Origin of the sequence: Mesorhizobium sp. B2-4-1 (assembly GCF_006442185.1) — a bacterium.
GTDB lineage: Bacteria > Pseudomonadota > Alphaproteobacteria > Rhizobiales > Rhizobiaceae > Mesorhizobium.
On sequence record NZ_VFVN01000003.1, the window covers coordinates 185,944 to 204,388 of the forward strand.

Genomic DNA, 18,445 nt, shown 5'->3' on the forward strand with positions numbered 1-18,445 from the left:
TCACAAACGTCATCCGATCTTCTGGAACACCGGAAACCCCCTATCTGTTCCCGTCAAAGGCGGTATAGATGCGCCGAAATCGAGCAGGATCCGAAGCCATGCCCGCAAAGCTTTCCGTCAATCTCAACGCCATCGCCATGCTGCGCAACCGGCGCGACCTGCCGTGGCCCGATGTGATCAGGCTTGGCCGCATCGCGCTTGCGGCGGGAGCGCATGGGCTGACGGTGCATCCTCGTCCGGACGAGCGCCATACCCGCCGTTCAGACCTGCCTGAGATCAGGGCCTTGATCGACGATGAGTTCCCGCGGGCCGAATTCAACATCGAGGGCCATCCGACCGAGGATTTCCTGGCTCTCGTGGAAAAGCACCAACCGGAACAGGTAACCCTGGTGCCTGACGATCCCTCCCAGGCAACCTCGGACCATGGCTGGAACTTCATCGCCGATGCAGCGTTCCTGACACCGATCGTGAGACGCCTGAAGAAGAGCGGTTTCCGGGTCTCGTTGTTCTCCGATGCGGATCCTGCCGGCGTAAACGCCGCGCGCGATACCGGCGCCGACCGTATCGAGCTTTACACGGGACCTTATGGCAGTTGCCATGCCGATTCCGCCAAGGCGGCCAAGGAGCTGGAAAGACTGGGAAAAACCGCCGATGCGGCCTTTGTCGCGGGCCTCGAGGTCAATGCCGGGCACGATCTGACGGTGAGCAACCTGCCGGCCTTGGCGCGACGCGTTCCGGCATTGGCCGAAGTGTCGATCGGACATGGGTTGACAGCCGACGCGTTGGAGTATGGCATGGCCGGCACGGTGGGCCGCTTTCTCAGGGCCTGCGGGTGGTAATGGTGGCAGCCTCGCGTGCAAAGCATGGCAGCCATAACGCGACGGTACTTGATATTGCATCGCAGCAAGCGTAGAGCACCGCCCGCTTATCGGAGTGTCGTTCATGGCCCTTGCCAACACTGGTAGTGAGGCAGAAACCGTCGAACAATCGAGCCATCCTGAAATCGAGCAGCACAGCACCAAGGTGTTGATGCTCGGCGCGCTCGGCGTTGTTTACGGCGATATCGGCACCAGCCCGATCTACGCGTTCCGCGAGGCGCTGGTGGCGTCGTCGGGCGGCGAAGTGGCCGACCGTGGCGACATTCTTGGCGTTCTCTCGCTGATCATCTGGTCACTGACGATCATCGTCACCATCAAATACATCATGTTCGTGCTGCGCGCCAACAACCGCGGCGAAGGCGGCGTGCTATCGTTGATGGCATTGGCGCGCGGCAGTTTCCCGAAGCGCTCGGCGATCATCCTGGGCATCGGTATCGTCGGCGCCTCGCTGTTTTTCGGCGACGCCGTCATAACCCCGGCAATTTCGGTGCTCTCGGCGGTCGAGGGCATGAATGTCGTCACGCCGACCTTCCAGCCTTATGTCGTGCCGCTGACACTGGTCATCCTGGCGGTTCTGTTTTCGGTGCAGCGCTTCGGCACCGGCGGCGTGGCGCTGATCTTCGGCCCGATCACCGCGGTCTGGTTCCTGGCTATCGGCCTGTCCGGCCTCAACCATATCATCGCCGATCCGGAAATCCTGTGGGCGATCAGCCCGCACTATATCGTCGCCTTCCTGATCAATTCGCCCGATGTCGCCTTCGTCACCATCGGCGCCATCTTCCTTGCGGTCACTGGCGCCGAAGCGCTCTATGCCGATCTGGGCCATTTCGGCCGCAAGCCGATCGTGCTCGCCTGGCTGGCGATCGTGTTCCCTTGCCTGCTGCTCAACTATGCCGGCCAGGGCGCCTTCGTGCTGGCCAAGAACGGCGTGGTCGGGCATCCCTTCTTCGAAATGAACGAAGGCTGGACGCTGATCCCGATGGTGGTGCTGGCGACCGCCGCGACGGTCATCGCCAGCCAGGCGGTGATTTCAGGCGCATTCTCGCTGACCAGGCAGGCGGTTCAGCTCAATATGCTGCCACGGCTGGAAATCCTGCACACGTCGGAAAAACAGTCCGGCCAGATCTACATGCCGCGCGTCAACCTGTTGTTGGCGCTGGTGGTGATGATGCTGGTGGTGGGCTTCGGCGAATCCAGCAGGCTGGCTTCGGCATACGGCATCTCGGTGACCGGCAACATGCTGGTGACCACGGTGCTGCTGTTTGTCGTCATGACCCGCATCTGGAAATGGCGGCTGTGGGTGGCGGTCGCGATGACAGCCTTGTTCGGGTTCATCGATGTCGGTTTCTTTGCTTCCAACATCGTCAAGGTGTTCGAAGGCGGCTGGGCCTCGCTGGCGGTGGCCTTCACCATCGTTCTGGCGATGTGGACCTGGGTGCGCGGCAGCCGTTATCTCTTCGACAAGACCCGCCGCAACGAGATCCCGCTCGATTTCCTGGCCGGCAATCTGTTGAAGAAGAAGCCGCAGCTGGTATCCGGCACCGCGGTGTTCCTGACCAGCGATCCGCTCAGCGCGCCGACCGCGCTGATGCACAGCCTGAAGCACTACAAGGTCCTGCACGAGCAGAATGTGATCCTCTCGGTGGTAACCGCGCCGCAGCCGGTGGTGCCTGACAGCGACCGGGTCAAGATGGAGACGGTCAACGAGCTGTTCATGCGGGTGACGCTGACCTTCGGCTATATGGAGCAGCCCAACATCCCGCGCGCGCTGGCGATCTGCCGCAAGCAAGGCTGGAAGTTCGACATCATGACGACGTCCTTCTTCCTGTCCCGGCGCTCGCTGAAAGCCTCGCCCAATTCCGGCATGCCGGTGTGGCAGGACCGGCTGTTCATCGGGCTGGCGCGCACGGCGGCCGACGCCACCGAATATTTCCAGATACCGACCGGCCGTGTGGTAGAGATCGGCACGCAGGTGGCGATCTGACTGTCTCGATCGCCTTGGGCTGACGCTTCGGGGGACGGGCATGAGCGGCGAATTGGTGCTTGTCACCGGCGGATCTGGCTTTCTCGGCGCCCACTGTATCCTTGAACTGCTGAAGGCGGGCTACCGCGTGCGCACCACCGTGCGCTCGGCCAGGCGGCAAGCCGATGTCCTGGCCATGCTCAAGGCAGGTGGCGTCGAGCCGGATGACAGGCTCTCCTTTGCAATCGCCGATCTCATGAGCGATGCCGGCTGGCCGCTAGCCGCTGCAGGCTGCGACTATGTCCTGCATGTCGCCTCGCCGTTCCCGCCCGGCGTGCCCAAGCATGATGACGAGCTGATCATTCCGGCCCGTGAAGGCGCGTTGCGGGTGCTGCGGGCGGCACGAGATGCCGGCGTCAGACGCGTCGTGCTGACGTCCTCCTTCGCGGCTGTCGGCTACGGCAAGATGCCGCCCGACGGCCGTCCGTTCACCGAGGAGAACTGGACCGATCCGATGGGAAGGGTCAGCGCCTATGTGAAGTCGAAGACGCTCGCCGAGCGCGCGGCCTGGGATTTTATCGCCGCCGAGGGTGGCGGGTTGGAGCTTGCTGCCGTCAACCCCGTCGGCATCTTCGGGCCTGTGCTTGGCTCCGACCATTCGACCTCCACCGAATTTGTCCAACGCATGATGAATGGAGCCATGCCGGGGCTGCCGCGCCTGTCCTTCGGCGCCGTCGATGCACGCGACGTGGCGGACCTGCATGTCCGCGCCATGACCGATCCAGCTGCCAATGGCGAGCGCTTCCTGGCGGTGGCCGGCGATTTCATGACCGTGCGGGAAATCGCGCAAACCTTGAGAAAGCGGCTCGGCAACGCGGCGAAGCGCGTTTCGACCAGAGAGCTTCCCGATTGGCTGGTGCGCATGGTGGGACTGTTCAATCCGGAAGTCGCGCAGCTCGTGCCTGAGCTGGGCAAGGTCAAGAATGCCACCAATGCCAAGGCGGTTCGCATGCTCGGCTGGAAGCCGCGTTCGCGCGAAGACGCGCTGGCTGCGACCGGAGAGAGCCTTATTCGGCACGGCCTGATCAAAACATCGAAGTAGGGGCGGAAAGTCGAGAACAGACTTCCCGCCGCGTGGATTTCAACCTGCCAGGGCAGCCTTGTTCGCCTCGAGGAATTGTCTCAACGTCCTTGGCGTCCTGCCGGAAAGCATCTCGATCGCGTCCGTCACCATGGCGATGCGGCCGGCACGCGTGTTGACGTCGAAGGAAACGATGACGCCGGCAAAATCCTCGGGAACGCCTGATGCCTTTACCCCTTCGGTCAGGACATCATCCGAAACCTGCACGACATCGAGCGGCTTGCCGGTGACTTCGCTGACAAGGGCGGCGATCTCTGCCGTCGTGTACGCTTGCGGGCCAGTCAGCGTGTAGGTTTTGTTGTCGGTCGAGCCGGAAGCGAGACCGGCGGCGATCGCCGCTGCCATGTCGTCGCGCGCGCCATGGGCGATGCGGCCTTCGCCGGCGGACGTGTACCAGTGCCCCGAGGCGATCGCGTGCGGCAGCGCCATGAACAGGTTCTCCTGGTACCAGCCGTTGCGGAAGATCGTGTAGGGGATGCCGCTCGCCTTGATTGCCTGCTCGGTGCTGTAGTGGTCACCGGCAAACAGGACCGGCGACACCGGTTCCGGGTTGGGCATCGAGGTATAGAGCAGGTGCGAGACGCCGGCGTTTTTGGCCGCCGCGACGGCATTCTCGTGCTGCTTCAGGCGCTTGCCGCTTTTGAGATCGAGATCGCCGGTCGAAATGATTAGCGCCTTGTCGGCGCCCTTGAATGCGGTTTCCAGCGAAATGGCGTCGTTGAAGTCTGCGGCCCTGACAACGACGCCGCGCACCGCCAAATCTGCCAGGCTTTCGGGATTGCGCGTGATAGCGATGATCTTTGCAGGCGGAGTTTTATGCGCGTCCAGGAGATAGCGGATGACGCCGCGGCCAAGCTGGCCGGAGGCGCCGGTGACGAGAAGGGTTTCGGTCATCGGAGATCCTGATTTGTGCCGAAGCGGCGGGTGCTCTAGTGGTCTCAGAAAGAGACCAGCACTAAAATAGGAATTGACCTGTCGCCGTAAAGAAGGCAGTTTTTCGGGAGGTAGGCACATCCAGGGAACCAGCGATGGACGGCAAGGTCACCAATCTGAAATCGAAGCTGGAGACCTACAAAGCGATGAGCGGGGGCGGTAATTTTGCCGATTGTCCGGTTCGCAATGTCATCCAGGGCGTCAGCGGCAAATGGAGATCGCTGCTGGTGATGGCGCTGGCTGAAAGGCCGTATCGTTTCGGCGAGTTGCGGCGGCTGGTGCCTGACATTTCGCAGCGCATGCTGACCCAGACACTGCACGATTTGCAACGCGACGGTTATGTGCATCGTGAAGTGTTCCCGACCAAACCACCGAGCGTTGAATACAGCCTTACCGATCTCGGGCGCTCGATGTTCGGCGCCTTTCATCAACTGATCCTATGGGCCGAACTCAACCATGATGCGGTGCGCGAAGCGCGTGCGGATTTTGATGCCGCCCAGGCATAAGCCGCGTGGTGGCGCCGCGACGCCGCGCATTCGCCGCAGTTCCTGGCCTCGATGGTGGCCGGCACTGTGGTCGATCCGTTCAGCCGAACTGGGCTGGCGGAAGCGCGCTGGCCCGATCGTTCTTGCGAATGACCGTCGAAAGATACGATCCCTTCGCCCGCAGGAAGGCATGCAGGCGCTGTGGATAGTCCTGCGCCACGGCATGCTTGACGGACGGGCGTCCACTCAATGCCTGGCGCCAGGCCTGGACGAGCGGTTTGCCGTCCAGAATGCCGAAATCGCCGATCCGGTCGAAGGTATCGATGTAGCGGAAGACAGGGCCGTAGACTGCGTCGACGAGCGAAAAGCGCCCGCCTTCGAACCATGGTCCAGTCCGGCCGGCTTCGCCCGCCAATTCGGTCTCCACACGATCGAACATTTCCGACAGCGTCCGAGACTCGGCAAGGAATCCTGCCTCGGTCGACGCCGAATAGAACCGGCCGACGGCGTTGAGGATGGCTGAGCCATACTCGATCCAGGCACGATGCCGGGCACGGGCATAGGGGTCGGCGGGGTGGAGGGGATTGGCCTCAGTTTCTTCGAGGAATTCGAGGATGACGGCGGATTCGAAGATCACCGTCTCATCGTTCCCCGGCCGCACGCGCAGCAGCGGCACCTTGCCGAGCGGCGAGACCGCCTTGAACCAGTCAGGCTTGTTGGCGAGGTCGATGTCGACGCGCTCGAACGGCACGCCTTTCTCGGTCAGCGAGATCGCCGCACGCTGGACATAGGGGCAAAGGGGATGGCTGACGAGAATGAGGGTGTTGGCATGCTTCATCGGATTTGCCTCTCGATATCAATGCATTCGCATCTATCTAGATGCAAATGCATTGATCGTCAAGCTTGATGCAATTGCATCTATCTCTTATGGTGCCGTCATGATCGAGACAGCCATGCCTTCGCCGGAGGCCATCAAGACCTGGGCACGCCTGATGCGGGTATCGCGCCAACTGGTGGAACGTGCTGAAGACGCGCTGAAGGAAGGCGGCCTGCCGCCGCTTGCCTGGTATGACGTGCTGCACGAACTCGCTGAGGCGGGCGAGGGCGGCTTGCGGCCGTTCCAACTGATCGAACGAACCCTGTTCGCGCAGTACAATATTTCGCGGCTGCTGGCTCGACTTGAGGCTGACGGGTTTGTCGAGAAGCTGCCGGTGGCTGATGACGGCCGCGGCCAAACCGTCCGCGTCACGGCCAAGGGACGAGAGACGCGCCGGCGTATGTGGGCCGTCTATGGCAGGTCGATCGCGGAGCTGGTTGGCGACAAGCTCTCGCCGCAAGAACTGAACACGGTATCGGCCTTGGTTGGGCGGTTGCGCGATCCGCCAGCCGGCGACTGAACATACGCGTTGCGCGGCTGCGGGGACACGGGAAAGACATTTCGTCATTTTGGCCTTGCGCCGATCTTCGGATTGCGCAATATGCCGAACCGTAACGTACGGTACTGAGCTCGGGCGATCTACGGCTCTACCATCAAACGGGAACAGAGCGTGTTGCAGGCAAATGCCGATATCGACGACAGCGAAGCGCTGACGGAGCGTCAGAAGGCGGTCCTGGATGCAGCGCTCCGCCTGCTGGTCGAAGAGGGCGACAATCTGACCATGACTGCGGTGGCACGCCGGGCGAGCTGCTCCAAGGAAACGCTCTACAAATGGTTCGGCGACCGCGACGGACTGCTGACGGCGACTGTGCAATGGCAGGCCTCGAAGGTGCGGGTGACGGCGGTCGACGGCAGGGGGCTCGACCTTGCGTCGTTGGCCGCGAGCCTGGAGCGATTTGCTTCCGACTGGCTGAAGGTCATTTCCAGCGACACTTCTGTCGCGCTCAACCGAGTGGCGGTCGGCCATGCCGGTTCGGGCAAGGATGATCTTGGCGCGGTGGTGCTGGAGAACGGGCGGTTTGCCCTCGCCAAGCGCCTGAAGCCGGTGCTGGAGGCCGGCCGCCAGGCCGGGCTGCTCGATTTCTCGGACGCCGAGACGGCGTTCCGTACGTTTTTCGGGCTGGTCGCCCGCGACGTGCAGATCCGTCTCTTGCTTGGCGACCGGCTGGAATTGACTGAGGCGGCGATCGGCGGTGATGCCGTCCGCGCGACGCAGCAGTTTCTCGCTCTTTTCGGAGCAAAAACCGGGCCGCAAGGCCTCTGATCTTCAAACGGGAAGGAAGACAAAAATGCGCGTCTATTACGATCGTGATGCCGATCTCAACCTGATCAAGGGCAAGAAGGTCGCCATCATCGGCTATGGCAGCCAGGGCCGGGCGCATGCGCTCAACCTCAAGGATTCCGGCGCCAAGGAGATCGCCATCGGCCTCAAGGCCGGATCGGCGACCGCCAAGAAGGTCGAGGCCGACGGGCTCAAGGTGATGAGCGTGGCCGACGCCGCCAAATGGGCCGACCTGATGATGATGGCGACGCCCGACGAATTGCAGGCCGACATCTACAAAAACGAGATCGCGCCGAACATCCGCGACGGCGCGGCAATCGCCTTCGCGCATGGCCTCAACGTGCATTTCGGCCTGATCGAGCCGAAGTCGACGGTCGACGTCGTCATGATCGCGCCGAAGGGGCCCGGCCATACGGTGCGCGGCGAATACCAGAAGGGCGGCGGCGTGCCGTGCCTGGTCGCCGTCAACCAGGATGCTTCGGGCAACGCACTCGACCTCGCGCTCTCCTACGCCTGCGGCGTCGGCGGCGGCCGTTCGGGTATCATCGAGACCAATTTCCGCGAGGAATGCGAGACCGATCTGTTCGGCGAGCAGGTCGTGCTGTGCGGCGGCCTGGTGGAGTTGATCCGCGCCGGGTTCGAGACGCTGGTGGAAGCCGGCTATGCGCCCGAAATGGCCTATTTCGAGTGCCTGCACGAGGTCAAGCTGATCGTCGACCTGATCTATGAAGGCGGCATCGCCAACATGAATTACTCGATCTCGAACACCGCCGAATGGGGCGAATATGTCTCGGGGCCGCGCATCATCACCGCAGAGACAAAGGCCGAGATGAAGCGGGTGCTGAAGGATATCCAGACCGGCAAGTTCACCTCGGAGTGGATGCAGGAATACCGTGCCGGCCTGTCGCGTTTCAAGGGCATCCGCCGCAACAACGACAGCCATCAGATCGAGGAAGTCGGCGCCAAGCTGCGCGCGATGATGCCGTGGATCTCCAAGAACAAGCTGGTCGACAAGGCGAAGAACTGAGCGATCCACGCTCCAAAAGAAACGGCGCCGCGCGGCGCCGTTTTTTATTGCAGGATTGTGCGGCCTGGCTCAGCGATAGGGCGAGTAGCACTGCTGGCGTGGGCCGTTATAGGGCTGGAAGGTGTTGTCGTAAGCGCGATACGAGCGGTATCTGTTGTAGCACCACCGGACATGGGCGCTCGACAGCCGGCCGGCGCGATAGTAGCGGCGCGGCGGTGCATCGTAGTAATTGTAGTTGTTGTACATGCTGCCGAGGCCGAGCCCCAAGCCAAGCCCCAGGATCGCGGCGCCGGCGCTGTCATCATAGTAGCGGCCGCGATAATGGTGGCGGCGCCAACGCCAATCATCGCCGCCGTTCCAGTGACGACCGCTCCAGTGACGGCCGCCCCAATCGCCGCGGTTCCAATTGCCGTGGTTCCACCCGCCCGACCGGCGCCATCTCCAGTCGTTGTTGAAGCTCCGGTTGTTGCCGCCGGCCCAGCTGTCACGCACAGGCGTGACCGTCGGCGCCGCGGTGCTGGCTGGGATCGACAGCTCCGGCTGAAGGATTGGTCCGGCAGCGGATGGTGCCGTGATGCCGGAGAAGATACCGAGCGCTATCAGCCCGGATTTGACTGTGGAAGAAAAGAGCGCGTTCATTGCACTTCTCCAAGAGAACAGGCCCCACGCCGACCCTGGGATGGGCCCACTGTGGGTCTTTGCGTCTGAACGGCGGATGAACGGAAAGGTTCCCTCAACCATGGCGCGAGGCGCGCCAGGATCAATCGATTCCAGCTGGTGGTTGCCCGGCCTTGTTTTCTGCCGCGCTTGCGGGCAAAGGTCATGATATGTCGCTGCGTCTTGCAACCTTCAACGTCGAGAACCTGATGAACAGGTTCGATTTCTCCGGATACCGCAACCAGCTCAACGAGGACCGGACGCTGGCTCTCTTCGATATCCAGAGCGAGGCCGAGTACAAGATGCTGGAGCAGGCCCGCGCCATCGCGCAGTCGGACGACATGCGGCAGCTGACGGCGCTGGCCATAGCGGCCACGCGCGCGGATATCATCTGCATGCAGGAGGTCGACAATATCGAAGCCCTCAAGGCGTTCGAATATGGCTATCTTTTCAAGATGGTGGGGCAGGGCTACCGCCAGAAGTACACCGCTACCGGCAATGATTCGCGCGGCATCGACGTCGCCGTGATGATGCGCAGCGAGACCGCGCAGGGCCAGCCCATCGAATTCGTGCGCATGACCAGCCACGCCTATGTGACCTATGAACAGTTCGGGCTGCACACGCCGGAGCTGGCGGCGCTCGGCAACCAGCCCAATGAACGCATCTTCCGGCGCGACTGCCTGGAAGTGGACATTACCGTGGGCGGCTCGCCGCTGACGCTCTATCTCGTGCACTTCAAGTCGATGGGCTCGCCCCGCAACGGGCTCGACGGGCGTGAAGCGACGATGCCGATCCGCATCGCGGAGGCGCAGGCGGTGCGCCGGATCATCGAGGAGCGCTTCGGGGCGGATCATGCAGCCGACAAGCGCTGGGCGATCTGCGGCGACATGAACGATTACCGCCAGCGCGTGAAGATCGCCGGCGACGAATTCGACGGCTATCGTTTCGAGGTGGTCGACGAGAACCTGTCCTGCATCAACGTGCTGACGGCTGGCGGTTTTTGCGAAAACGTGGTCGAGAGGCGGCCGGAAATGAACCGCTGGACCTTCTACCACACGCGTGGGCCGCAAGAGCGGCATTTGTGCCAGCTCGATTATATCCTGCTGTCCAAGGGATTGGCGGCTAAGAACGCCACCGCCGTCCCGGACATCATCCGCAACGGCCAGCCCTGGCGCACGATCTTTCCTGCCGGCCAGGAAGTGGAGCGCTTTCCGCGCGCCGGCTGGGACCGGCCGAAGGCATCGGACCATTGTCCGGTGGCGATCACGCTGGACATGGCCTGAACCGTGAGCTTCGACCTGCCGCGCAATGTCATTTTGCCGGTCGACGCCGTCGATGTCAGGCTCGACCCCGGCCCGCATCCTTTCGCGCTGGACAATGCCGAGGCGATCGCCGCGAACTGGCAGCACGAGATCGCGGCCAACCCCGCGCTGTTCGACGGTCCCGTGGTGCTGCTCTCGCGACTTGCCTGGCGCGACAATCGCCTCGTCGGCCGGTGCCACGCGGTCAACTACTCCACCTTCATGCTCTGGCGGAAGCGGCGCGAGAATTCGGGCGCCGAGCACGCCTATGCCCATGCCATGCTCGTGGCCGGCGACAATGCGCTGGTGGCGATTCGCATGGCCGCCCACACCGTTACTGCCGGCCGCGTCTATTTCGCCGCCGGTTCCTTCGAACCGGCCGATTTTCGCGATGGCCTCGTCGATGTCGATTTCAATATGATCCGCGAGGTGCGGGAAGAAACCGGCCTCGACATTTCAGGCGCCGCACGCGGCCTGCATTACCATGCCCTGTCGACGGAAAGCGGCACGGTGATCTTCCGCCGATACCGGGTTCCCGAGCCCGCCGAGGAGATCGCGCGGCGCATCTCGGCCTTCGTCGCAACCGAGGCCGAACCGGAGATCGTCGGTCCGGTCATCATCCGCCACGCCGCCGACCTGCCGCACGGGCTGATGCCGCACATGAAGCCGCTGATCGAGTGGCATTTTGCGAACGCGGACTAAACCTTACCTTCCGTGCTGATCGCCAATGCCGGCATACGAAGGTCTGAGTGGCTGCCTGCAACCCCAAACATCGGGTGCGTGCGCGGACAATCGTCTCGATCAGGATGTGTTGCCACTGTTTGCAGGCCGCATTCTGCCTTTCGACCTCGACGCGTCGCGCGCCTATGCCGACCTCATGGTAAAGGCGAGAGCCTCAGGCAAGGCGATCGGCAATGCGGATGCCTACATCGCGGCCACGGCCGCAGCAAACGGTCTTACGGTCGCCACCCGCGACACCGGCCCATTCGCGGCCGCCGGATTGAATACGATCAATCCCTGGGAAACAGCGTCGTAGCCGCGCCTTTGCTTTCCAATCGCCTTATTCATGCCGCAGCGCGTCGATCGGGTCGAGCCTGGCGCCGCGCAGCGCCGGGAAGAAGCCGAAGACCATGCCGATCAGCGCGGAAAAGCCGACGGCGAGCAGGATGACTGCCGTGCTCGGCGCAAAGGGAATGGCCAGCGTCGCCGAGGCGAGACCGGCCAGCGAGAGCCCGATCAGGATGCCGATGATGCCGCCGAGCAGCGACAGCACCGTCGCCTCGACCAGGAACTGGATGAGGATGTGCTTTTCATGCGCGCCGATGGCGAGCCTGATGCCGATCTCGCGGGTGCGCTCGGTGACCGACACCAGCATGATGTTCATGATGCCGATGCCGCCGACCAGCAGGCTGACGCCGGCGACCGCGCCCAGCATGCCGGTCATGGTGGTGGTGGCGCTGGCCATGGCATCGGCGATCTGGGTCATGTCGCGGATCGCGAAATCGCTTTCGCGGTCGGGCGTGAGGCGTCTGGCGTCGCGCAGAATATCCTCGACGCGCGGCTGCAGCTCGCTGGTCGGGGTGCGGTCGTCGGCGGCGACGTAGATGTTGTCGATGTTGCGGTTGCCTGCAATGCGCCGCTGATAGGCATGCAGCGGCATCAACACGACATTGTCCTGGTCCTGGCCGAAGCCGGTATAGCCCTTCGGCTCGAGCAGGCCGATGATCTTGCAGGAGGTGCGGTTGACGCGGATGATTTCGCCCTCCGGGTCGCCGGCACCGAAGAACTGCTGGCGCACCGTCTCACCGATCAGGCATACGCCGGTGCCCGAGCGGGTCTCGGACTCACTGAACGAACGGCCTGAGACCAGTTTCCAGTCGCGAGCATCGAGATAGGCACTGTCGGTGCCGGTGACGCCGGAGGTCAGGCTCTCGGTACCGAAGATGACGCGGACCTGCTTCTGCGAGGCCGGCGAAATGGCGCGTGCGCCTGTCAGATGGGCAATGAGCGCGGCAAGATCCTTTTCGGTGAGCGGACGGACGACCTGGTCGAGCCCGCCCGGGCCGCCGGGACCGGCCGGGCGGCCGGAGCGCACAACCAGAAGATTGCTGCCGAGCTTGGCGATGTCGTCCTTGACCTTGGCGGTGGTGCCGGCGCCAATGGTGAGCATGGCGATGACCGCGGCGACGCCGATGACGATGCCGAGCAAGGTCAGGAACGAGCGCAGCATGTTGCGGCGGATCGAGCGCAAGGAGAGGCGGACGGTTTCCCAGAGCATTGTCAGGCCACCTCGACGGTCATGGTGTCGGAGGCGACATGGCCGTCGAGGAAGCGCACCGTGCGCTCGGCATATTCGGCGACGTCGGCCTCGTGGGTGACCATGGTGATGGTCAAGCCAAGCTCCTTGTTCAGTTGCGTCAGCAACTCCATGATCTCGTGCGTGCGGGCAGTGTCGAGATTGCCGGTCGGTTCGTCGGCGACGAGCAGCGTCGGCCTCGTGACGATGGCGCGCGCGATCGCCACGCGCTGTTGCTGGCCGCCGGAAAGCTCGGCCGGCGTGTGATGCTCGCGACCGACAAGGCCGACTTGCGCCAGCGCCTGCATGGCAAGATCGCGGCGCTCGCGGCCGGCCACGCCGCGATAGATCAGCGGCAGTTCGACATTTTCCGCCGCCGTGGTGCGCGTCAGCAGATTATAGCCCTGGAAGACGAAGCCGACATAGAGGTTGCGCAGCATGGCGCGGCGGTTGCGGTCGAGCCGGCCAGCATCGACGCCCATGAAGGAATAGGTGCCGGCGGTCGGCGTGTCGAGGCAGCCGATGATGTTCATCGCCGTCGATTTGCCGGAGCCGGACGGGCCCATGATGGCGACGAATTCGCCGCGCCGGATCGCCAGGTCGACGCCGGCCAGCGCGTGCACCTTGGCTTCGCCATGGCCGTAGGTCTTCCAGACCTTGTCGAAGGTGATGAGGGGGGCGCCCATCGCCACGGCGTCAGCTCCGCTGCTGCGAGGCCGTGATGACCTGCGCCCCCTCCGACAGGCCCGAGGTGATCTCGGTCAGCTCGCCGTCGGTCGAGCCGATCCTGACGTTGACCGGATGCGGACGGCCTTTCTCCAGCACGTAGAGCATGCGTGAGCCGTCGGTCGGCGGCGCTGCCGCCTGGCGCTGGCGATTGCCGCCGGGACGTCCCATGCGGCCGGTGAACAGGTCGCTCAGGCTCCAGCCGCGGGCGGCCTGCTGCGCAGGACGATAGCGGAAGGCGGAGGAGGGGACGGTCAGCACGTCCTTGGCCTGCCGGGTGACGACCGAAACAGTGGCCGTCATGCCGGGGCGCAGCAACAGCTCGTTGTTGTCGACCTCGAGCCGCGCATTGTAGGTGACGACGCCGTCGGTGGTGACCGAGGCGTAGGAGATGTCGCGGATCTCGGCGTCGAACGGCCGCTCCGGGAAGGCATCCACGGTGAAGCGGGCATGCTGGCCCGGCTTCACCGCGCCAATATCGGCTTCGTCGACCGCCGCCACCAGTTCCATGTTCCTGAGATCGGCGGCGATGATGAACAGCACCGGCGCCTGCAAGGAGGAGGCGACCGTCTGGCCGGGGTCGACAGAGCGCGTCAGCACGATGCCGTCGATCGGCGCATAGATGGTGCTGTTGGCAAGGTCGGTCTGCTGCGATTTCAGGTCGGCGTTGGCGATGGCGAGATTGGCCTCGGCGCTATCGAGCGCTGCCTTCGAACGGTCGCGGGTCGCGGTCGCCGCTTCGAGCGACTGGTCGGTGGCCATGCCGCGCTTGGTGAGGGCGGCGGCGCGCACGAGCGCGCTTTCATTCTCGGCCAGCGTCACGGTGGCGTCCGCGACATTGGCGGCGGCCGCCTTGGCGGATGCCTCGGCGCGTTCGATCTGCACCTGCAGCTTGGCGGTGTCGAGCGCGGCCAGCACATCGCCCTTCTTGACCTGCTGGTTCTCGTTGACCGAGACTGAACGGATGATGCCCGAGAGCTGGCTGGAAATGTCGACCTGGGTGAGGGGCTGCAAGGTGCCGGTCGCCGAAACCTCGACAGTGAGGTCGGCCTTGGCGGCGGGCGCCGTCGTATAGTCGATCTTGACCGGCGAGCCGGCATACCACTGGTAGCCGGCAAAAGCCGCGACAAGGACGATCAGCGCCAGCAGCGCATAGAGCCAGCCGCGGCGGCGATTCTTGCGCCGCCCCGTCTGGTCGAGCCCGAGCGCGGTCTCGATGGCGGAATCCGATTCCGTCTTTGGCAGATTGACAATCTGGTCCACGCCGGACCCCCTGAAGCGCAATAAGTCCCTATGAGTGCACAGATCAGTGCTAATGGTTCGAATATCAAATTAAATTTCGCTCATGTTGGGATTGAGGCAGAAATTCGGATCAAAGCGGAAGGTTTCCTCCATGAGACGCGATTACTTGCTTTACGATGTGTTTACGACCGATCGGCTGGCCGGCAACCCGCTGGCGGTGGTGTTGGACAGCGGCGGACTGGACACGGCTGCGATGCAGGCCATCGCACGAGAGTTCAACCTGTCGGAATCGGTGTTCGTGCTGCCGCCGGACAATCCCAAGCACCGCGCCCGTATCCGCATCTTCACGCCCGATTATGAAATGCCTTTCGCCGGCCACCCGACCGTGGGCTCGGCGATCGCGCTGGCCGAACTGGCCGATATCGCGCTCGCTGAAATGGCCGACAATGACGGCGCTGCGAGCATTTTCGTGCTGGAGGAAAACATCGGCCCGGTGCGCTGTGCCGTCAGCAAGCACGATGGCGCCACCTTCGCCGAATTCGACCTGGCGAAGCTGCCGGAGCCGCTGAAGCTCGAAGCCGACCCGGTGGCGATCGGCGCCGCCCTTGGCCTGGCGCCGCACGAGATCGGTTTCGAGAATCACCGCGTCGCGTTCTGGTCAGCCGGCGTGCCCTATGTGACCATACCGGTGGCCAATCTGGAGGCGGCCGGCCGGATCCGGCTCGACAACCAGGCCTGGTCGGAACTGGCGCCCCGCAAGAGCGAATGGGCCTTTGCCAGTCCCTATGTCTATTGCCGAGAGACGGTGAACCACGAGAGCGCCTTCCATGTGCGCATGATCGTGCCCGGCACGCCTTCCTACGAGGACCCGGCGACCGGCTCGGCGGCGGCGGCTTTCGCCGGCGCCGTCATGCATTTCGACGCTCCGACGGATGGCGTTTCGCAGCTGTGGATCGAACAGGGGCTGGAGATGGGGCGGCCCTCGCGTATCCGCCTGGAACTAAGTGTACAGGGCGGAAAACTGGTCTCGGCGCGCATCGGTGGCAACGCGGTCAAGGTGGCGGAAGGCAAGCTGTTCGTCTGACCATCTGCGTCACTTCGGCGATTTGTCGGGAAATGATTCCGGCAGGGCTGGACAGGACCGGCATCGGCGGCTATATGCCCGCCAACGCCGGTTTTTGCCGGCCGAGTGGGTGCGTAGCTCAGTTGGTAGAGCAGCTGACTCTTAATCAGCGGGTCACAGGTTCAATCCCTGTCGCACCCACCACTAAGTCCTTGAAAAACCGCTGTAATTCCAATCATCAAAAATAAATCAGCAGGCACTGTGTTTCAAAGTGTGTCGGCCTCCATCTGGTCGATCGCCTTCTTCAGCGACTTCAGGCTGTTGTGGGAATAGCGACGGGTCATCGAGTCCGTCTTATGTCCCATCAGATCCTGGGTCGTTTTGTCTGCCACACCGGACTGAAGCAGCCAGCTGGCGAACGTATGGCGCAGATCGTGAATGTGAAGCTTTGGCATGCCCGCGCGCTTGCGGATGCCCAACCACCTCTTCGCAAAGCTGTATTGTGGTTTACCCTCCTCTTCTCCAATGAACACATATCCCTTCCGCTGGTCCTTCGGTGTGTGTGCGAGTGTGTCGCGCACCTCCTGACGGAGCGGTATTCGCCTGGGGCTGCTGTTTTTCACGCGCTCGCCGTCCAGTTGTATCGCGGTCAGCTTGGGGTTTATCTCGCTCCACTCAAGCTTCATGATCTCCTGGTGCCGCATACCGGTCCAGACGGCCAGGGTGACGAATAGGCGTTGCTCCTGGTTCGTGCAGGCCGCCAGCAGCTTCTCGTAATGGTGACGCTGCAGATAGACCTCGCGCCTCGTGGCGTCGGGAATGTCGCCCTTGTCGACCTCCTTCACCGCGTTGTAGGTCACACCGCAGTCTAGTCTCCTTTTGGCAAACGTCAGCAGCAGGCTCAGGAAGGCAAGGTCGCGCCGAAGCTGGACCGTCTTACCCGTCTTGAGCTTCTCCTTGATATAGGTCTTCACCTTCGCTTCATCTAGTACACGCAGAGTGATATCGCCCAGCACCTCGACGACGTTGGTCAAACTCGTCGTGTAGTGGCGCTTGGTGTTCTTCGAATATGGCCGGCGCCGGGGGTGCGCAAAGAGCAGCTCCGTCGCCTTGATGAGGGTGATATCGCCGTCCAGGATGAGCGCGGCGTTCAGTTCTTGTTCAAGCCGATCTGCCTCCGCTTGAGCAGCCTTTGGACATTTAAGCCCAGTGGATTTTCTGACGGTGTCGTCCCCGACGCGGAGACGGGCTTGGTAGATCGTTGATCCTTCTCGTAGGTAGATATCGGCCATTGATGGACCTTCCTCTGTTGTTGAGAAACATCCATGGTGTTCAGCCAACCCTCGACTTCTGTCAAGCGAAAGCGGAATTGCCTCCCAATTCGTGCGGCGCCAGGGATCATGCCCCGGGCCGCCCAATACCGGATTGTTCTGTCGGACACGCTCAACGCGTCCGCCAGCTGCTTGGCTGATATCCAAAGCACGATTTCCGCCCACCAAACCTTTGAATGCTTGTTTTATGGGCAGGTCTGTACCGGATTGGGACACCCTAGCACAAGAGGAAAAATCACTTTTCGTAACAGAAAATTAACATTTAATGATGGGATTTATTAAACCTCGCTAATATTCGAAGTACGTCCTCATTCACGGGGTACCGAAGTTTCTCCAAGAGTTTGACGCCATCCCTGATGACTTTGAACGATGGGGACAGAGCAAACATGTCCTCATCGTCGTAATGAAGGTCGAGCTCTGTTGCGAGCTCCAGCAGGAGGTTGTTGATCGTCTCCTTATCTGCTTCCGTGATCTGATCTTTTTCCGGCATGTCCAGCAATTTCGTCCACCCGTTTCTTTTTCGTACCGTGGGCGGGGAAGCCTACTATCACTCCCTTTCGTTCTCCATCGGCACATACGCCACACTGTGTACAACTAACGTCGGTATAGGTCGCGGGGCAGACAGCAATTTTCCTACCTTTTGGAGTGTAGTTAGCTAAGTCTTTTGCCCTACGGCGGTATTCACTCAGGCTTTCATCTTTTCTTCTTCCGTATTCGGAATTCAATACTACCGCTACTGGTAGACCCAGGTCGGCCAGGTTGTCTGCCTTCTCGATGCTGTCGGCAGAGAGGTTGATGTTCAATCCTTCAGCTGCGGCCTCTCTAATAATTGCGATATTATCAAGGCTCGGTGGCTTATGGGTGAAGATAATCGCTCGCTTTCCCTTGCTTGCCTTTGCAATTTTTAAAACGCCGGCGCGATCGATTGTGTCTTTCTCCCCAGGCAGATCCCCAGCCTGTCCGTAACGCCAGATAGCGCCACGATTGAGTTTCCGGATCGGCTGAAGAGCCTCATCCAAGCCCGAGCCTCGCTCTCCCGAGGTGACCATGTCCCAGTGCAGCTTCAGCGGCCCGGTCATTGCGTAGCAGCCGCCCTTCTTCAGGGGACAGCTGTCGGGGCAGGTCTCACGGGAGCTCGTCATCACGGGCATGGGACCAGTCTTCACGTTCCGCGAGACGGGGG

General features: G+C 62.4%; 18 protein-coding genes, 1 tRNA gene and 1 pseudogene. 12 read left to right on the forward strand and 8 right to left on the reverse strand.

The window, feature by feature from the left end; all coding sequences use genetic code 11:
* Positions 1–98 precede the first annotated feature (98 nt).
* From FJ949_RS09230 to FJ949_RS09240, 3 genes are all read left to right on the forward strand, one after another.
* A complete protein-coding gene (locus tag FJ949_RS09230) occupies positions 99–839 on the forward strand; it encodes a pyridoxine 5'-phosphate synthase (RefSeq protein WP_140495379.1) in 741 nt (246 codons plus the stop codon).
* Positions 840–942: 103 nt separating this feature from the next.
* Complete coding sequence (locus FJ949_RS09235) at positions 943–2,862, forward strand: potassium transporter Kup (protein ID WP_140495382.1); 1,920 nt, start codon at positions 943–945, stop codon at positions 2,860–2,862.
* A gap of 40 nt (positions 2,863–2,902) precedes the next feature.
* Positions 2,903–3,943: an aldehyde reductase gene (locus tag FJ949_RS09240; RefSeq protein ID WP_140495384.1), complete on the forward strand. Its 1,041-nt coding sequence runs from the start codon at positions 2,903–2,905 to the stop codon at positions 3,941–3,943.
* A 39-nt stretch (positions 3,944–3,982) separates the two neighbouring features.
* Here FJ949_RS09240 and FJ949_RS09245 read toward each other — a convergent pair whose 3' ends face one another.
* Positions 3,983–4,876, reverse strand: coding sequence for an SDR family oxidoreductase (locus tag FJ949_RS09245; RefSeq protein WP_140495386.1), 894 nt, complete (start codon positions 4,874–4,876; stop codon positions 3,983–3,985).
* A 134-nt stretch (positions 4,877–5,010) separates the two neighbouring features.
* Here FJ949_RS09245 and FJ949_RS09250 point away from each other — a divergent pair, with 134 nt between their 5' ends.
* Entirely contained in the window at positions 5,011–5,421 is a 411-nt protein-coding gene (locus FJ949_RS09250) for a helix-turn-helix domain-containing protein (RefSeq protein WP_140495388.1), read from the forward strand.
* A 79-nt stretch (positions 5,422–5,500) separates the two neighbouring features.
* On the opposite strand, the gene FJ949_RS09255 is transcribed toward FJ949_RS09250, so the two are convergent.
* Positions 5,501–6,238: a glutathione S-transferase family protein gene (locus FJ949_RS09255; protein ID WP_140495390.1), complete on the reverse strand. Its 738-nt coding sequence runs from the start codon at positions 6,236–6,238 to the stop codon at positions 5,501–5,503.
* A 100-nt stretch (positions 6,239–6,338) separates the two neighbouring features.
* Between FJ949_RS09255 and FJ949_RS09260 the strand changes: the two genes are divergently transcribed.
* The 3 genes from FJ949_RS09260 (at position 6,339) to ilvC (ending at position 8,646) form a co-directional block, all read left to right on the forward strand.
* The gene (locus tag FJ949_RS09260) at positions 6,339–6,797 is read left to right on the forward strand and encodes a MarR family winged helix-turn-helix transcriptional regulator (protein WP_140495867.1); all 459 of its coding nucleotides are present in this window, start codon (positions 6,339–6,341) and stop codon (positions 6,795–6,797) included.
* Between the two features lie 150 nt (positions 6,798–6,947).
* The gene (locus FJ949_RS09265) at positions 6,948–7,601 is read left to right on the forward strand and encodes a TetR/AcrR family transcriptional regulator (RefSeq protein WP_140495392.1); all 654 of its coding nucleotides are present in this window, start codon (positions 6,948–6,950) and stop codon (positions 7,599–7,601) included.
* A gap of 25 nt (positions 7,602–7,626) precedes the next feature.
* Positions 7,627–8,646 carry a ketol-acid reductoisomerase gene (gene ilvC / locus FJ949_RS09270; RefSeq protein ID WP_140495398.1) on the forward strand — a complete coding sequence of 340 codons (1,020 nt, stop codon included), beginning with the start codon at positions 7,627–7,629 and terminating at the stop codon, positions 8,644–8,646.
* A 69-nt stretch (positions 8,647–8,715) separates the two neighbouring features.
* On the opposite strand, the gene FJ949_RS09275 is transcribed toward ilvC, so the two are convergent.
* Positions 8,716–9,285, reverse strand: coding sequence for a BA14K family protein (locus FJ949_RS09275; protein WP_140495400.1), 570 nt, complete (start codon positions 9,283–9,285; stop codon positions 8,716–8,718).
* A gap of 188 nt (positions 9,286–9,473) precedes the next feature.
* Between FJ949_RS09275 and FJ949_RS09280 the strand changes: the two genes are divergently transcribed.
* The 3 genes and pseudogenes from FJ949_RS09280 to FJ949_RS09290 all read left to right on the forward strand — a co-directional run.
* Entirely contained in the window at positions 9,474–10,586 is a 1,113-nt protein-coding gene (locus FJ949_RS09280; RefSeq protein WP_140495402.1) for an endonuclease/exonuclease/phosphatase family protein, read from the forward strand.
* 3 nt (positions 10,587–10,589) lie between these two features.
* Positions 10,590–11,306 (forward strand): hypothetical protein, encoded by a 717-nt coding sequence (locus FJ949_RS09285; protein WP_140495404.1) that lies wholly within the window; start codon positions 10,590–10,592, stop codon positions 11,304–11,306.
* An 85-nt stretch (positions 11,307–11,391) separates the two neighbouring features.
* Positions 11,392–11,640 (forward strand): annotated as a pseudogene (locus FJ949_RS09290) (PIN domain-containing protein); the annotation flags it as partial.
* A 24-nt stretch (positions 11,641–11,664) separates the two neighbouring features.
* Here FJ949_RS09290 and FJ949_RS09295 read toward each other — a convergent pair.
* Genes FJ949_RS09295 through FJ949_RS09305 form a run of 3 tightly spaced genes read right to left on the reverse strand, consistent with a single transcriptional unit; the run spans position 11,665 to position 14,889 of the window.
* On the reverse strand, positions 11,665–12,882 hold the full coding sequence (locus FJ949_RS09295; protein ID WP_140495408.1) for an ABC transporter permease: 1,218 nt from the start codon (positions 12,880–12,882) through the stop codon (positions 11,665–11,667).
* A gap of 2 nt (positions 12,883–12,884) precedes the next feature.
* Positions 12,885–13,592, reverse strand: a complete 708-nt coding sequence (locus FJ949_RS09300) for an ABC transporter ATP-binding protein (RefSeq protein WP_140495410.1) — start codon at positions 13,590–13,592, stop codon at positions 12,885–12,887.
* Positions 13,593–13,596: 4 nt separating this feature from the next.
* Complete coding sequence (locus FJ949_RS09305) at positions 13,597–14,889, reverse strand: efflux RND transporter periplasmic adaptor subunit (RefSeq protein ID WP_140495412.1); 1,293 nt, start codon at positions 14,887–14,889, stop codon at positions 13,597–13,599.
* A 130-nt stretch (positions 14,890–15,019) separates the two neighbouring features.
* Between FJ949_RS09305 and FJ949_RS09310 the strand changes: the two genes are divergently transcribed.
* Entirely contained in the window at positions 15,020–15,952 is a 933-nt protein-coding gene (locus FJ949_RS09310; protein ID WP_140495414.1) for a PhzF family phenazine biosynthesis protein, read from the forward strand.
* 107 nt (positions 15,953–16,059) lie between these two features.
* Positions 16,060–16,135 (forward strand) — tRNA-Lys (locus tag FJ949_RS09315).
* A 62-nt stretch (positions 16,136–16,197) separates the two neighbouring features.
* Here FJ949_RS09315 and FJ949_RS09320 read toward each other — a convergent pair.
* A complete protein-coding gene (locus FJ949_RS09320) occupies positions 16,198–17,223 on the reverse strand; it encodes a site-specific integrase (RefSeq protein WP_140495416.1) in 1,026 nt (341 codons plus the stop codon).
* Between the two features lie 494 nt (positions 17,224–17,717).
* A complete protein-coding gene (locus FJ949_RS09330) occupies positions 17,718–18,341 on the reverse strand; it encodes a hypothetical protein (RefSeq protein ID WP_140495418.1) in 624 nt (207 codons plus the stop codon).
* Between the last annotated feature and the right edge of the window lie 104 nt (positions 18,342–18,445).

Bases quoted from the DNA above. Each gene is read 5' to 3' on its own strand.
- ilvC (WP_140495398.1), top strand. From the start codon at position 7,627: ATGCGCGTCTATTACGATCGTGATGCCGATCTCAACCTGATCAAGGGC.
- FJ949_RS09320 (WP_140495416.1), bottom strand. From the start codon at position 17,223: ATGGCCGATATCTACCTACGAGAAGGATCAACGATCTACCAAGCCCGT.
- FJ949_RS09330 (WP_140495418.1), bottom strand. From the start codon at position 18,341: ATGACCGGGCCGCTGAAGCTGCACTGGGACATGGTCACCTCGGGAGAG.
- FJ949_RS09230 (WP_140495379.1), top strand. From the start codon at position 99: ATGCCCGCAAAGCTTTCCGTCAATCTCAACGCCATCGCCATGCTGCGC.
- FJ949_RS09280 (WP_140495402.1), top strand. From the start codon at position 9,474: ATGTCGCTGCGTCTTGCAACCTTCAACGTCGAGAACCTGATGAACAGG.
- FJ949_RS09260 (WP_140495867.1), top strand. From the start codon at position 6,339: ATGATCGAGACAGCCATGCCTTCGCCGGAGGCCATCAAGACCTGGGCA.
- FJ949_RS09275 (WP_140495400.1), bottom strand. From the start codon at position 9,285: ATGAACGCGCTCTTTTCTTCCACAGTCAAATCCGGGCTGATAGCGCTC.
- FJ949_RS09310 (WP_140495414.1), top strand. From the start codon at position 15,020: ATGAGACGCGATTACTTGCTTTACGATGTGTTTACGACCGATCGGCTG.
- FJ949_RS09235 (WP_140495382.1), top strand. From the start codon at position 943: ATGGCCCTTGCCAACACTGGTAGTGAGGCAGAAACCGTCGAACAATCG.
- FJ949_RS09295 (WP_140495408.1), bottom strand. From the start codon at position 12,882: ATGCTCTGGGAAACCGTCCGCCTCTCCTTGCGCTCGATCCGCCGCAAC.
- FJ949_RS09250 (WP_140495388.1), top strand. From the start codon at position 5,011: ATGGACGGCAAGGTCACCAATCTGAAATCGAAGCTGGAGACCTACAAA.
- FJ949_RS09240 (WP_140495384.1), top strand. From the start codon at position 2,903: ATGAGCGGCGAATTGGTGCTTGTCACCGGCGGATCTGGCTTTCTCGGC.
- FJ949_RS09255 (WP_140495390.1), bottom strand. From the start codon at position 6,238: ATGAAGCATGCCAACACCCTCATTCTCGTCAGCCATCCCCTTTGCCCC.
- FJ949_RS09245 (WP_140495386.1), bottom strand. From the start codon at position 4,876: ATGACCGAAACCCTTCTCGTCACCGGCGCCTCCGGCCAGCTTGGCCGC.